Consider the following 15,403-nt stretch of genomic DNA (forward strand, 5'->3'; position numbering starts at 1 on the left):
ATATGGAACCATGCAATGTGATAGAAGTAAAAGATGTAGAAAAAAAATTTAAAGTCTATTTTGACAAGGGAAGCCAGCTCAAAGAAAAGATGCTTTTCTGGCAGAGGAACCGGTATGAGGACAGATGGGTGCTCAGGGGCATCAGCTTCCAGGTAAAAAGAGGGGAGGCCATCGGACTGATCGGGCACAATGGGTGTGGGAAGAGCACCACTTTGAAACTCTTGACGCGCATCATGTATCCGGACAGGGGGACGATTGAGATGAAAGGAAGAGTTTCAAGCCTCCTTGAGCTGGGGGCAGGCTTCCACCCGGATATGAGCGGCAGGGAGAATATATATACCAATGCCTCTATCTTCGGCCTCACTAAAAAAGAGATAGACGAGAGAATGGATGATATCATAGAATTTTCTGAGCTGGAGGAATTTCTGGATAATCCAGTCAGGACATATTCATCGGGAATGTATATGCGTCTGGCTTTTTCAGTGGCTATAAATGTAAATGCAGACATTCTTCTGATCGATGAGATATTGGCCGTTGGGGATGTGAACTTTCAGACAAAGTGCTTCAGAAAGCTGCGGGAAATCAAGGACCAGGGCACTACGATTGTAATTGTGTCCCACTCCCTGGGGCAGATCGAACAGATTTGCGACCGCACGATCTGGATACATGAAGGCCTGATTAAGGCAGACGGAAGTCCAAGGGCCGTACATCCTGAATATTTAGATTATATGGGCCTTCAGCGCCAGATGATACTGGACAAGGAAGAAGGAGAATCAGAGCACGCCGAAAAACCAGACGAGTACAACGGCATGCGGTGGGGGAACAAGAACATAGAAATAACGGATGTAAGTACATGGGATGATGAGGGGGAGAAGAAAGAAGTATTCGCCACCCATGAGACCATACATCTGCGTGTAGACTATAAAGTCAATAAACCTGTGGAGCGCGCAGTATTCGGGTTTGGCCTCTCCAGGGTTGACGGCATTGCATGTTATGGTACGAATACGGCAATTGATGAGCAGCAGGAGTTCTGTGTGGCAGAGGACGGCAGATTTGAGGTAATCCTGAAAAAGGTGCCCCTGCTGCCCTGTATTTTTTATTTTGATGTTTCTATCCAGAATATTAAAGGCGATGACATGGATTTTTGGAGGCAGGCCCATAAAATAGAAATCTATTCATCAAAGCCGGATACAGGGACCACACGTCTTGAGCATGAATGGAAAATCCAAGGTGTTTTGGCAGAAGGAGAATAAAATGACTGATATTAATGTAGAAGAGATTATGAAGGAGATCCGCCGTGAGATCCAGAGCAAGGGGTACAAGGATAATGAACTAAGTTTTGGCGAGGTGGAGGAGCTGCGCCGTCTATATAACGGGGATTTTGATGAGCGGGAGCTGGATGACTGGATGCAGAAGGTACGCCAGATCTATTATATAGAGGAGCACCCTGTTCTGTGGGCCAACACATTCAGTGCAAAGGTAAAATATAAAATAAAAAGTGCTGCCAGAAAGGCAGTGAGCTTTTATATTATCCCTATTGTGCAGAAGCAGAACCAGTACAATAAAGCAGTGGCTAAATGTTTGAACCAGATCGATGCCTATATAGACAGTAACCGGAAAATAGAAGCCTTGGAGAAACGGATAGAGGCGCTGGAAAAAAGGGTGCAGGAACTGGAAAATAAGTAAAGTAAGGAGCAAAGCCTATGCGTATCATTCAAATTTTACCTGTACTTGCCTACGGGGACGCCATTGGGAATGACACAGTTGCCCTCAGGGACGCCCTTTTGGAGGCCGGTTACAAGACGGAGATTTATGCGGAAGTGATTGACGGCAGGCTGCCCCAGGGAACGGCGCGCCAGGTGGAAGAATTAACAGTAGATAAAGACGATGTGCTGCTTTACCATCTCTCTACCTGTTCGGATTTAAATTATAAGCTGGAGCAGTATGACTGCAAAAGAATGATCCTATATCATAATATTACACCGCCTGCATTTTTTAAGGGGATTAACCGTGAGGTGGAGAAGAACTGTGAGGACGGCCTCGCAGGTGCGCGTCACCTGGCCCAAAAGGTAGAATATGCACTTGCGGATTCTGAGTATAATAAAAAAGACTTGATAAATATGGGATATTCCTGCAAGATTGACGTACTGCCTATTTTGATAGCATTTGACGACTATGGGGGCAAGCCAGACAAAAAAGTACTTAATAAATATAATGACGGTTACACAAATGTTATTTTTACAGGACGGGTCGCACCGAATAAAAAGCAGGAGGACGTGATTCGTGCTTTTCATTTTTACCATAAATATCTGAATCCTGAGTCCAGACTGTTTATTGTGGGGAGCTATACGGGGATGGAGCAGTATTACGGGATGCTCAAGGACTATGTAAAAAGGCTGGATATAGAGGACTCCGTGTATTTTACAGGACATATCAAGTTCAAAGAGATCCTTGCCTATTACCATTTGGCAGATTTATTCCTCTGCATGAGTGAGCATGAGGGATTCTGTGTGCCCCTGGTGGAGGCAATGTACTTTAAGGTGCCGGTGATAGCGTACCACTCCTCAGCAGTGGGGGAGACCTTGGGGGGCAGTGGATTCCTCCTTGAGAAAAAGGATCCTGTGGAAACAGCTATGGCGATGAAACGTATTATGGAGGACGAGGGGCTGAGAAATACAATAATTGCAAATGAGCAGGCCCGCCTGCAGGATTTTAGCCATGTAAAAATAAAAGAGAAATTTTATAAATTGATAGAAGAAAATATAAATGAGGTTCAGTCATAATGAAAAAAATTGGATTTGTAACACCCTGGTATGGCGAAAATATTCCTGGAGGGGCTGAGATGGCCCTCCGTGGTGTGACGAGACATCTGATGGAGGCAGGGGTTGAAATAGAAATACTGACCACATGTGTCAAGGAGTTTGGCAGCAGCTGGACAGAGAATTACCATGATCCAGGTGAAAGCTGGGAGAATGACATCCATGTTCGCAGGTTCCCTGTAAAAGATAGGGATAAGAAGAAGTTTGATGCAGTGAATATTAAGCTGATCTGCGGGGAGAGGATTTCTGCGGATGAGGAACAAATTTTTATTGAGGAAATGATTAACAGTCCTAAGCTGTACCGTTATATAGAGGAACAGAACCAGGATTACGATTTATTTGTCTATATTCCGTATATGTTCGGCCCGGTCTATTATGGGATCAAGTCATGTATCGAAAAAGCGGTGATGATCCCCTGCTTCCACGATGAGGCCTATGTATATATGGGGATTTTCAGGGATCTGTACTCCAAGGTGAAAGGAATGATTTTTAACAGCAAGAGTGAACAGAGGCTGACCAACAAGATCTACAATCTGGACAATGTAAAACAATGCGTGCCAGGCCTGGGGTTGGAGACAGATCTGAAATTTGATGCAGAGGCTTTCAGGGAAAAGTTTGGCATACAGGATCCCTTTGTCTTATATGCTGGACGGAAGGACGACGGGAAAAATGTGGGAACCCTCATCAGATATTTTAAAGAGTACAAGGCCAGAAATCAGGGCAGCCTGAAACTGGTACTCATTGGCGGCGGTTCGGTTACTATTCCCGGGGAGATTAAGCAGGATGTGTATGACCTGGGATTTGTGGACATACAGGATAAGTACAATGCTTACGGTGCTGCGGCTGTACTGTGCCAGCCGTCCAAAAATGAGAGCTTTTCCTTTGTCATCATGGAAAGCTGGCTCTGTGAAAGGCCTGTCCTTGTACACGACTGCTGTGCAGTGACCAGGGACTTTGTCATAGAAGCATCCGGAGGCCTGTATTTTGGGAGTTACTATGAGTTTGAGGAATGCCTGAGGCGCCTGCTTAAAGACGAGGAATTAGCAAAGCAGATGGGAAGGAACGGAAAGCAGTTTGTTCTGAATAATTTTAAGTGGGAGATTGTCACTGACAAGTACATTAAGTTTTTTGAAGAAATCATAGCAGACAGAGGTTGATTGGATGGTTATAGCAATAAGTACTGCGGCTGCAATGCTCCTTATGGCAGCTGTAATACTTCTCTGTTTTTCAAGAGAAGATATCGTTAAAATAATAATATTAGCTTTTGTTTTTTTCTGGGGTGCGTTTGTCATTATCAGCGGCGTATTTTTTGGACTGGATATTTTTTCATTTCAAAGAGTGCTTTTTACGGAGATATGCATTGAGATACTCTGTATCATATATCTGTTTATGAAGGGAAAACGCCCTGTTGTATCGGCTGACTATAAGTCATGGATCATACCTTTAAGCATTACCCTGGTTATGCTTCCTTTTACAGCAGGTAAATTTGAATTTTTTGGCCTGGGGCAGGATCAGGGCGCCTACCAGATAAAGGCTATTTTCCTTATGTCAGGGATCACAGAAAATCAAATTGATTTTGAGGAATACGAAGTCCTTCCGGAAGAAAAAGAGAATTTTGAGGCTTCCTTATTTTCTCTGGGCGGCCTGGACGACTATAACCCAGAATATTTCTGGAATACAGAGGAAAAGGAAATCAGTGAGGTTTCCTCTACTTTTCATGGGATTCCTACCTTTGCAGCTATGCTGGGACTGTGGGGCAGCATTTTTGGGATAGCGAATATGGCCCACGTCCAGACTCTGTTTTATATTTGCTATATTTTCATGGTTTCTTTTGCAGCAGACAGATTCCGCCTCAAGTGGGGGGCAAAGCTGTTGGCAGTTTTTGCATGTGCGTGGTGCCCGGCAGTAATCTGGGTGTCCAAGTCTGCGCTGACAGAGATGTTTTTAGCTGTGCTGCTGGTAGCTTATCTTTATTTTATGGCGGGCAGGGAGGAAAAGTCTCCGGTGTTTGCCACGTTTTTCCTGGCAGTCTTTGCATTCTACCATGTGTCAATTTACACCCTGCTGCCAGTCTTTATTCTTCTGGCGTATCTTCTCTATATAAAGACGAAAAACAAAATATATTTAAAATCGGCTGCAGCTACTGTCCTGGCCTATTATGTAAGTTTGTGGTTTATGCTGAATATTTCAGCAGGATATACGCTAAACCAATATAAGCCCATCTGTGTGGGTGTTTTGGACTGGCGGGACAGCAGCCTGATGATTTGTATAACTGCTGTATGTGCGGCGGGCTTTTTTATTACACTCTTTTTTTTTTTATGGAGGGGGGCAGAAGGGGCGGCAAAGAAAGCGGAGCACCTGGCCCATGCCATACGGCTTCCCTGGATTGCGGCGGCGGGTACAGCCGGAGGAGTCCTTCTCTACTTCCTGACGAGCAAAACGGAGTTTCCGTTCAAGGCAATGGCTGGATATGTCTATCTCACAGGGTTTGTCCTGGGCCCTGTGGCGCTTGGGGCTGCCGTTTACTATCTGGCCAGATGGAAGAGAGAAGCAGACGTAAAGATGACAGTACTTATATCGCTTTTCTTGTACTGTATTCTTTTCCATACTGTCTTTTTGAGGAGGCAGGTAGAGTACTACTACTATTATTCCAGATATTTGGTGCCCTTTGTGGCAATCGTGATTTTGCTGGCCGCCTGTATCTTAAACAGGATAAAATGGTATTACAGCCTGGCGGGGGCAGTGGTGATTGGCGCAGTGCTGGCTCCTTTTAACAAGGTATTCATAAAAAATGTAGATGACACACGGATGGAATGGGATGTGCTGGAGGGAATAGCAGACAGTATTGATGGGGGGGATTCGGCTGTGATTGTGGCGCCGGAAATGGCCAGGACAGCTTTCCTGCCTGTGCGGGCCATTACTGGCGCGGATACCTTCTTCCAGGGCACAAGCCTGGAGGAAGAGATTCAGACATTAAAGCAGGATTATGATAAAGTGTATTATATAACCGGGCAGAATACACTTTTGGAAGGCTCTGAAATTGTATACAGAGATACAACCCATATGCAGGAAGATAAGGGCGCTTTCCTGGGGAAAATGGTGCCTTTGCCCCGTTATTTTGACAAAGATGAGGCAGACGTATATGTATATGAAATAGCCGCAGATATAAAGTACGAGTACAATATGAACGACTCCAGCGGGTTTGCCCGCTCAGGGTTTGGTACCCTGGAGGGGGACAGCAGGTGGATTAACAGTCAGATGGCGTATGTGGAGTGTACCCTTCCAAAGGATAGGTATAAGCTGCGTATATACCAGGGGCCGGGAATTCCCTTTTCTGCACTGAAAAAAGAAGAACTGTCACTGGAAATCTATTTAAACGGAGTGCTGGTGGGCAGTACTACGTTAAGTGACAGTACAAACGGCCAGGTGCTTACTTATGACATCAGCCGGGAGCTGGTGTCAGAGGGGGAAAATGTACTGAGTATCAAGAGTGAATTGTGGAATGCTTCTGATTTTTCTGAGTCGGACAACAGGAAGTTGGGGATTTCTGTCACTAGGATTGTTTTTGAAAAATAGGAGGGAAATATGGATTACAGGGATATTTATAATGATTGGTGTAAAAATGAGTATTTTGATGAAGAAACCCGCAGGGAGCTGATTGGAATTCAGGATAATGACAAAGAAATTTATGACAGGTTTTATAAGGAATTGGAGTTTGGCACGGGAGGACTGCGGGGTGTAATCGGGAATGGAACCAACAGGATGAACGTATATACTGTGAGAAAGGCGACACAAGGACTGGCCAATTATATTATCAGGCAGAATGGAATGGAAAAGGGGGTGGCCATCGCCTATGATTCCAGGAGGATGTCCCCTGAGTTCGCCAGCGAGGCTGCTCTATGCCTGAATGCAAATCAGATTAAGACGTATATTTTCCCTTCCCTGCGGCCCACGCCCCAATTGTCCTTTGCAGTAAGAGAACTGGGATGTATTGCGGGGATCGTGATTACTGCAAGCCACAATCCACCAGAATACAATGGCTATAAAGTATACTGGGAGGACGGGGCACAGATCACTGCGCCGAAAGACCAGGAAATTATTTCAGAGGTCAGAAAAGTAGCGGATTACAGCCAGGTCAGGACGATGGCAAAAGAGGAGGCTGAGAAGTGCGGCCTCTATAGGGGCATTGGCAGTGAGATTGACGACAGATATATTGAGGAAGTCAAGAAACAGAGTGTATTGCCTGATATTACGGCACAGGCAGGAGAGGACTTCAAGATTGTGTACACACCCCTTCACGGCACCGGAAACCTGCCTGTTAGAAGAGTGCTCAAGGAATTAGGATTTTCCCAGGTGTACGTTGTTCCGGAGCAAGAAATGCCGGACCCAGACTTTCGCACGTTGAGTTACCCAAATCCCGAGGATCCTTCCGCCTTTAAGCTGGCGCTTGAGCTGGCCAGAGAAAAGGGAGCCGATGTGGTGCTGGCCACAGATCCGGACGCGGACCGTCTAGGCATATATGCCAGAGATAAGGAAACCGGGGAATATATTTCTTTTACAGGAAATATGTCAGGGATGCTGATTGCAGAGTATATTTTATCCGTCAGGCAGGAGCAGGGAACGCTTCCTGAAAACGGCGCCCTGGTAGAGACCATTGTGACAACAAATATGGGAAAAGCTATGGCAGGGCATTATGGAATTGCGCTGATTGAGGTTCTCACAGGTTTTAAATATATTGGGGAACAGATTAAATTATTTGAAGAAAATCATACCTACCAATATATATTTGGACTGGAGGAAAGTTATGGCTGCCTGGCCGGGACATATGCCAGGGATAAAGACGCCATTGTTGCCGTCATGCTTTTGTGCGAGGCTGCAGCTTATTATAAGACAAAGGGCCTTACGCTTGTTGAACAGATGGACAATCTATATAAAAAATATGGATATTATAAAGAAGGCCTAAGCTCTGTGACTTTAAAGGGCGCTGAGGGCGCAGGGAAGATACAGGAGATTATAGACGGACTGCGCCAAAATCCCCCGCATAGGATCGGAGATTTCCAGGTGGTGGCATCCAGGGATTATAAGAGCGGCGTCAGGACAGTCTTTGGGGAGAAGGAGACAGAACCAGTGGGACTGCCAAAATCTAATGTATTATATTATGAACTTGCAGAAGATGCATGGTGCTGTGTGAGGCCGTCGGGCACAGAGCCTAAAATAAAGTTTTATTATGGGGTAAAGGGAAAGGATTCCAAAGACGCCGATGCAAAGCTGCAGGGATTGGCTGACAGCCTGCAGGGCCTGGCTGCCCTGTAATGGCCATGGAGGATGGTTGAGATGGCTGCGGTATGTATGTTGATAACCCTGGCTGCCATGATTACGGCAACAGGGATGATATGGAAGAAAGCAGATTTAGTAAAGATTGTTTTGTTTGGCTTGTTTGGCTTTTTTGGACTGTATATATGTGTCAGTGAATTTTTGTTTTTATTAGACCTATTTACAATCCAAAAGGCAATCCTGGCAGAATGTATACTTGCAGTCCTCTTCCTGGTGGTCTTGCTGATTAAAAAGAGACGTTTCCAGTTTGTATATCCCAGAAAGGAACTGATAGTCTTTCTGCTGATCTGTATGGCAGGGGTATTTCTGAGCTGGCATAAATATGAGTACTACGGGATGGGCCAGGATCAGGGGGATTATCAGACCAGGGCCATTTTCCTGATGGGAGGGGTCACTGAAAATGAAATAGAGTTTGAGGGATATACGTACCAGGTTGCTGAGAATAACGAGGGGGCAACGGCCAGAACCTTTCATGGTATGCCGTCCTTTCCCGCAGTCCTGGCCCTGTGGGGCAGTATTTTTGGCCTTGGCAATATGGTTTCTGTGCAGACTGTATTCCTGGTGTTGTTTCTTTTGATTCTCTACTATATTGGCGGTATACTCAAGTTTAAGCTGGATACGAAAATATTGGTCCTATTGCTGGCAGCAGTTTCCCCCGTCATACTGTGGGTGTCAAAATCCAGCCTGACAGAAATGTATTTAGCGGTGATTATGGCGGCGTTTATATACTATATTCTGGATGATTCCGAAAAAGTCAATGTATGGCTGTCAGCGTTTCCGGTATTGGTTTTTTCCTGTTACCATATTTCACTTTATACATTGATGCCAATGTTTGTTGTGTTATATTTTATGATGTATATGTATACAGGCGACAGGCGGTTCCTCATTGTACAGTGCTTTAATACAGGTTCTTTTTTAGCCGGCGTGGCAGTTATCTACCATATAAACAAGCTATACTGTATTTCTAATTTTGTCCCTGCATTTTTAGGGCCCATTGACCAGGATAATTTTTTGTTTGTCTGTGTGGGGGCAGTGGCCGGCGTGGCGGCTATGAGCGCAGCACTTTATTTTGTGCCCCTTACTACTGTGAGGATAGCAATAGGAAGGATACGCCTGAAGTCCTGGCTGGGAAAAGGGACTGCCGTGGCAATATTGGTTCTGCTGTGTATGAATCTGTATATGGGGAGAGGGAAACTGGGGGACTTAACTCTGGCCGGATATCTGTTTGCCACTGGGTTTATCGTCCTGCCTTTTGCCATAGCCTTGCTTCTTTTCAATCTGGCAAAGAGGCAGGGGTGGATATGGGATATAAAAAACATGGTGATAACATGGTTGTTTTTTTACTGTATCCTTGTGCATACAACCTTTTTCAGAAATGAAATCTTTGATTACTATTACTACAGCAGATATATTGTGCCCTTCATTAGTATCTTGCTGCTTGCGTTTGGCCTCCTTTTCAACCAGGTGTGCAGCGGGGCGAAAATGGCGGCCGGCGTGGCAGCCGCGGCGGCGCTTTTCCCATCAGACGCTTTGCTGTTTACCAAGCTGGATGACACCAGGATCGAGTGGGACTGCCTGGAAGAAACAGCAGAATGTGTAGACCAGGAGGATGCTGCAGTGATTGTGGAGAAGGATTTGGAGTATGCTTTTCTTTTCCCCCTGAATGCCATGTCCAAAGCAGATGTTTATGAGCAGAGCGGGAACCTGGAGGAGCAGATGGAAGCGTTGGCTAAAGAGTATGGCCAAGTATATGCAGTGACCAATGATATCTATCTGGAGACACAAAGGGACCATACGGATGTAAGGCTGGTGTATAAGAATATAAACCACATAAGCGAGGATTCAAATGAAAAGGAAGGAAAGTGGATCCCCTATCCTGTTGATTTCCAGGAGTACGAAGAGGCGGTAAATGTATACAGCCTGGCCATGCCACAGTATACATACGAGATGAAAGACGAGGAGCTGACCATACGGTCCGGTTTTGAGTCCTTGGAAGGCGATTTCTGCTGGATGGGGCGGGAAAACGCAAGTATATCTGTATATCTTGACAAGGCTCTGTATAAAGTTTATATCCATCAGAAGAACCGGGTGCCCGTTGAAAAGCTGGGGACAGATTTTAAGGTCAGAGTCCTGATGAATGGAAACCCTGTAGGAGAAGTACAGATTAAAGAGGGAACAGACATGACATTAGAATTTGAGGTGCCTGCTGAATATGTTGAAGAGGGTTGGAACAGTCTGGAATTTCAGAGCAGCCTCTGGAGTCCTTCCAAGACAGGGACTCCCCAGGATGAGAGGGAGCTGGGAATATCAGTCCAAAGCGTGGAGTTTAAAAAGAGTATTGTTGGAAATTAAGAAAAGGCGGGTGAAAGACCAATGAAAATAGCAGTAGCGGGAACCGGGTATGTAGGATTGTCTAATGCAGTCCTGCTGGCACAGAAAAATGAAGTATATGCTGTGGATATTGTCCCTGAAAAGGTAGAGATGATCAATCAAAAAAAGTCTCCCATTGTGGACAAGGAAATCCAAGAATATCTGGAAAAGGGGCAGTTAAACCTACAGGCCACTACGGATGCACAGGATGCATATAAGGGGGCTGCATTTATTATTATATCTACGCCCACGAATTATGACCCGAAGTTAAATTATTTTGATACTTCTACGGTGGAGAGTGTCATAGAGCAGGCAGCGGCATGTGCGCCGGATGCTACGTTGGTGATTAAATCCACCGTGCCCGTAGGTTATACGAAAAATATTAGCAGGAAATATAAAGGTAATATTATATTTTCACCAGAGTTTTTGAGAGAAGGGCAGGCCCTGAAGGATAATCTTTACCCTTCCCGTATTATTGTGGGCGCACCCATGGATAACCCCGTCCTGACCGAGAGGGCGCGGATGTTTGCCAGCCTTCTTGTGGAGGGGGCCGTAAAGAAAGACGTACCGGTTTTGTTTACAGACTTGACGGAAGCCGAAGCCATCAAATTATTTGCCAATACGTATCTTGCCATGCGTGTCTCCTTTTTTAATGAGCTGGATACCTATGCTGAGATGAAAGGGTTAGACGCGAGGCAGATTATAGAAGGGATTGGCCTTGATCCGCGGATCGGGTCACATTACAATAACCCTTCCTTCGGCTATGGCGGATACTGCCTGCCGAAGGACACAAAGCAGCTTTTGGCCAACTATAACGATGTGCCCAATAATATTATGTCAGCTATTGTAGAATCCAACCGTACAAGGAAGGATTTTATTGCCGAAAGGATTATAGAGAAGGAACCCCAGGTGGTGGGGATTTACCGCCTGACCATGAAATCAGATTCTGATAACTACAGGCAGTCATCTATACAGGGGGTTATGAAGCGGATCAAGGCAAAAGGTATTGAGGTGGTTGTCTATGAACCCACTATGAAAGAGGAATATTTCTTTAAATCCAGGGTGATCTCTGACCTCAGGGAATTTAAAGAATATGCAGATCTAATTGTGGCCAATAGATATACAGATGAGCTGTCTGACGTGATGGACAAGGTATATACAAGGGATTTGTATTTCCGTGATTAGCAGCTTACATGGCGCATGGGAAGTCATGGCCAAGGCATGAATATACTGGTTTGCCGGCAAAGGGAACTGTTCAGGGGCCTGCCGGCAGGACAGGAAAGAAAGTGTGAGGGATAATGGGCAGGAAAGCCGTATTTATTACTACAAAAAATCTGGATTATCTAAGAAATGTACAGGAGATTGAGCTGCTGGGCCAAAGGTTTGACAGTGTCAAGGTAATCGGCTCTTCTAAAAAGAGTTATGTACAGAGGCTGGCTAAAGTGTATATACAGCTGCTGTTCCTGAAAATGGGCGGGGCAGACGAGATTTTTGTAGGTTTTGCGCCTCAGCTGGTCCTTCCGTTCTGGAAGTGGAAGCTGAGAGGAAAAAAAGTAACGATAGATTTTTTTATATCACTGTATGACACCATGGTGTTTGACAGAAAGAAATTTAAGCAGGGGACTGTGGCTGCTAAAATATTAAAAAAAATAGACCAGATAACCCTTGGCTATGCGGATCACATTATAGCGGATACAAAGGCCCATGGGGAATATTTCTGCAGGGAATTTGGGGCAGATAAGGAAAAGATGGAAGTCTTATACTTGAATGCCGATACATCGGTATATTATCCCAGAAAGCAGTCCAAACCTGAGAATTATAAAGATAAATTTGTGGTCCTGTATTTTGGCAGTATACTCCCTCTCCAGGGAATACAGGTCATCTTAAAGGCACTGGAGCTTTTAAAAGATGATAAGACGCTCCAGTTTGAGGTCATCGGGCCTATCCAGGATAAGTTCCATAAGGTGGAGTCAGGCAATATTACGTATATACCATGGCTGGAACAGAAGAAGCTGGCAGAACATATAGCCTATGCAGACTTATGCCTTGCAGGGCATTTTGACAGCAGTATCATGAAGGCGAAACGGACAATTCCCGGCAAGGCTTATATATACAGGGCCATGGGGAAACCTATGATCCTGGGCGATAACCCTGCCACCCATGAGTTATACAGCAGCCAGGATGAAGGGATCTACTTTGTCCCCATGGGGGACGGGGAGGCGCTGGCTGATAAAATCAAAGAAATACAGAATATGAAGCATATATAACCATTCATGAAAGGCTGCAGGGATAACCCCGCAGCCTTCTTAAATCGTTTTGAAAATTAATTTTATATTCCCCCTATTTACTTAAGGTATTTCTATTCTGTGCTTTATATATGAGTCAATATAAAGGAACAGCATCCGGTGACCTCCACATTGCCAAGTCCGGCCGGCAGAAAGAAGCTGTCCCCCATTTTAAAGGAGCAGGCGTGGCCTGTATGTTCAGAAGCAATGACTCCCTCCCCGGATAAAAATACGATGGAGATAAAAGAAGTCTCGTCTGCAGTCAGTGTAATCTTTTCCTCCACTGTATATTTCATGCATGCAAAATATTTGCAGCTTCCCAGTTTTTCAAATGTATAGCCGTCTTTAGAGACGATCTGGGGTTCTGCGTGGGAGGCGGGCAAGATGGCTTTCGTATCTGCCACATCCAGTGCCTTTTTAAGATGGAGTTCCCGGGGGCGGCCATACTTGTCTGTCCTCCCATAGTCGAACAGACGGTAGGTACAGTTTGAGTTTTGCTGGATTTCGCAAATCAAAATCCCTGCGCCGATGGCATGTACTGTCCCGGCCCGGACGAAGAAAACATCTCCCTTGGACACAGGGACTTCATTTAAAATCTCCAGAAGCGTATTGTTTTCGATACGCCTCTGAATTTCATCCGCAGTGGCATCTTGCTTAAAACCAAAATAAAGGGAGGCATCTTTCTCACAGTCCAAGATATACCACATCTCATTTTTTCCGTATTCATCCTCATTTTTCAGGGCATAGTCATCATCAGGATGGACTTGGACTGAGAGAGATTTCTGGGCGTCAATAAATTTAATGAGCAAAGGGAATTTTTCGAAAGACTTACACTTCCAGCCAAGTGCCTCATCCCCTACCATAGAAAGATAATCGCTGAAAAACATACCGCTGTACGGGCCCACCGCTATCATGCTGTTGCCGTCCGGGTGGGCGGAAAGCTCCCAGCTTTCTGCGATAATATCATAATCGCAGTTCTTGCCGAAATCATCCCTCAGCCTGGTGCCTCCCCACAGGTAGTCCTGGAAAGCAGGCTCCAGTTTGATAATGTCATAATTATGCATCTGAGATTTTGAGGCGCCCCCAAGGCTCTCGATATCTGTCTCGGCCAGGAATTCTCCTACGGATGTCTCGATGATAATCAGGTTTTCACTGCCTGGATTGCTAATCTGGTGCAGGGTGCCTATTGGCACATCAATGGAATCATTGGGGGCATAGATTTTTTGGGAGCCTTCCAGTGTAATGGCTGCCGTGCCTTCCACCACGGCCCAGTGCTCGCTCCGGTGGTTGTGCCTGTGCATGGTCAGGGACTTGCCGGGGAATACGGTGACCTTTTTCACTTTATAATGGGCGGAACTTTTCAGCACCTCATAGGTTCCCCAGGAACGGTAGAGAAGTACATTATCCTCAAAATAGGACTTGTACTTTTCATCATTCTCCCGGATCACTTGTTTGATTTTAAATGCAGAGCCTTTTTGGGAAATATAGGTGGCATCCGCTGTATTGACAATAATAGCGTCATTTACTTCATTGGTGACCACGAGCCGTCCGGGCACCTGGTTGATAACCGTCGTATTATGGCTGTTGTTCTGGATGACGTTCTGCAGGGAATCATCGGGGACAATGGAACAGAGCGCCTCCAGCTCGTTCATATAGTGCCATTCAAAGCTGGATTTGATGACTTTCAGGCCTGAAGCAATTTCCATAAAGCTGTACTCAATATTTAACGCAGGAATCTCGGACATCAGGTCTGAGGGCAGGAGGACCTCATACCCCTTACGGATAATTTTCTTCTTATTATGATAACAAATTTGATAAAAATCGGGGTTACATATACTTAACTGATGGAGAAAATCGCCCACATGGAACAAATACAGTCCTGTGTTCCAGAGATATTCCTGGCTGCCAACATATTTTTGTGCTGTTTCAAGGTCCGGCTTTTCGTGAAAGGATAAGACGTCCGTCCCGCTGTGGCGGATGTATCCATAGCCGGTATGGGCGGCAGTGGGAGGCAGGCCAAAAGTAACCACATGCCCATCCCGTGAGAGTTTCTGGGCCTCAAGAATGGACGTACGGTAGCTGGCGCCGCTGTCGATGATATGGTCAGCGGGAACAACCAGAAGCTGCTCGGATGGGTTGAGGATCATACTGGCCAGTACAACAGAGGCTGATGTCTTGCGCGGCTCTTCCTCAAACACACAGCGGTATTTCAACCCCTGGAACATCCTGAGCTGTCCTTCCACAATAAAATTATATTTTTGCTGTGTGACTATAATAAATTCATCACAAAAGGGCATATTCCTTACTATAGTCTCCTGAAATAGAGAGTGGTTGTTGATTATATTTATGAACTGTTTTGGATAATTATTGCGTGATAAGGGCCAGAGGCGGTTTCCGCTTCCCCCGGCCAGAATTAAACATTTCATGGCTGTGTCCTCCTTAGGCTAAGAATTCCATAATATTGTAGTCTATTTGGGTATTGGTGTCAATGAGGGTGCCTGCAGGGAGGGCGGCTGTATAGGCCTTACAGGGGAAAAATATGGCGTTATAATATGAGGTAGCCATTGCATAGCCGATGGTTGGATGTTATAATAC

At 45.4% G+C, this 15,403-nt stretch carries 10 protein-coding genes; 9 read left to right on the top strand and 1 reads right to left on the bottom strand.

Translation table 11 applies throughout. The features are described 5' to 3' along the window. Positions 1–2 precede the first annotated feature (2 nt). The 9 genes from EFA47_RS05685 to EFA47_RS05725 all read left to right on the top strand — a co-directional run bounded on the left by EFA47_RS05685 (position 3) and on the right by EFA47_RS05725 (position 12,790). A complete protein-coding gene (locus EFA47_RS05685; RefSeq protein WP_122642380.1) occupies positions 3–1,253 on the top strand; it encodes an ABC transporter ATP-binding protein in 1,251 nt (416 codons plus the stop codon). Between the two features lies 1 nt (position 1,254). Then, positions 1,255–1,686: a hypothetical protein gene (locus tag EFA47_RS05690; RefSeq protein ID WP_122642381.1), complete on the top strand. Its 432-nt coding sequence runs from the start codon at positions 1,255–1,257 to the stop codon at positions 1,684–1,686. A 17-nt stretch (positions 1,687–1,703) separates the two neighbouring features. Then, positions 1,704–2,783 (top strand): glycosyltransferase, encoded by a 1,080-nt coding sequence (locus tag EFA47_RS05695; protein ID WP_122642382.1) that lies wholly within the window; start codon positions 1,704–1,706, stop codon positions 2,781–2,783. Continuing rightward, a complete protein-coding gene (locus EFA47_RS05700) occupies positions 2,783–3,976 on the top strand; it encodes a glycosyltransferase family 4 protein (protein ID WP_122642383.1) in 1,194 nt (397 codons plus the stop codon). The genes EFA47_RS05695 and EFA47_RS05700 overlap by 1 nt, the downstream gene beginning before the upstream one ends. Before the next feature lie 4 nt (positions 3,977–3,980). Further along, the gene (locus EFA47_RS05705; protein ID WP_122642384.1) at positions 3,981–6,395 is read left to right on the top strand and encodes a hypothetical protein; all 2,415 of its coding nucleotides are present in this window, start codon (positions 3,981–3,983) and stop codon (positions 6,393–6,395) included. A gap of 9 nt (positions 6,396–6,404) precedes the next feature. Beyond that, complete coding sequence (locus EFA47_RS05710; RefSeq protein ID WP_122642385.1) at positions 6,405–8,132, top strand: phospho-sugar mutase; 1,728 nt, start codon at positions 6,405–6,407, stop codon at positions 8,130–8,132. 21 nt (positions 8,133–8,153) lie between these two features. After that, positions 8,154–10,505 (top strand): hypothetical protein, encoded by a 2,352-nt coding sequence (locus EFA47_RS05715; protein WP_122642386.1) that lies wholly within the window; start codon positions 8,154–8,156, stop codon positions 10,503–10,505. A 21-nt stretch (positions 10,506–10,526) separates the two neighbouring features. Next, on the top strand, positions 10,527–11,708 hold the full coding sequence (locus EFA47_RS05720; protein WP_122642387.1) for a nucleotide sugar dehydrogenase: 1,182 nt from the start codon (positions 10,527–10,529) through the stop codon (positions 11,706–11,708). Positions 11,709–11,821: 113 nt separating this feature from the next. Further along, entirely contained in the window at positions 11,822–12,790 is a 969-nt protein-coding gene (locus EFA47_RS05725; protein ID WP_122642388.1) for a glycosyltransferase, read from the top strand. A 104-nt stretch (positions 12,791–12,894) separates the two neighbouring features. Here EFA47_RS05725 and EFA47_RS05730 read toward each other — a convergent pair whose 3' ends face one another. Continuing rightward, positions 12,895–15,234: a type I phosphomannose isomerase catalytic subunit gene (locus EFA47_RS05730; RefSeq protein WP_122642389.1), complete on the bottom strand. Its 2,340-nt coding sequence runs from the start codon at positions 15,232–15,234 to the stop codon at positions 12,895–12,897. Between the last annotated feature and the right edge of the window lie 169 nt (positions 15,235–15,403).

The sequence above is a fragment of the Luxibacter massiliensis genome (genome assembly GCF_900604355.1).
In the GTDB taxonomy this organism is placed as follows: domain Bacteria; phylum Bacillota; class Clostridia; order Lachnospirales; family Lachnospiraceae; genus Luxibacter; species Luxibacter massiliensis.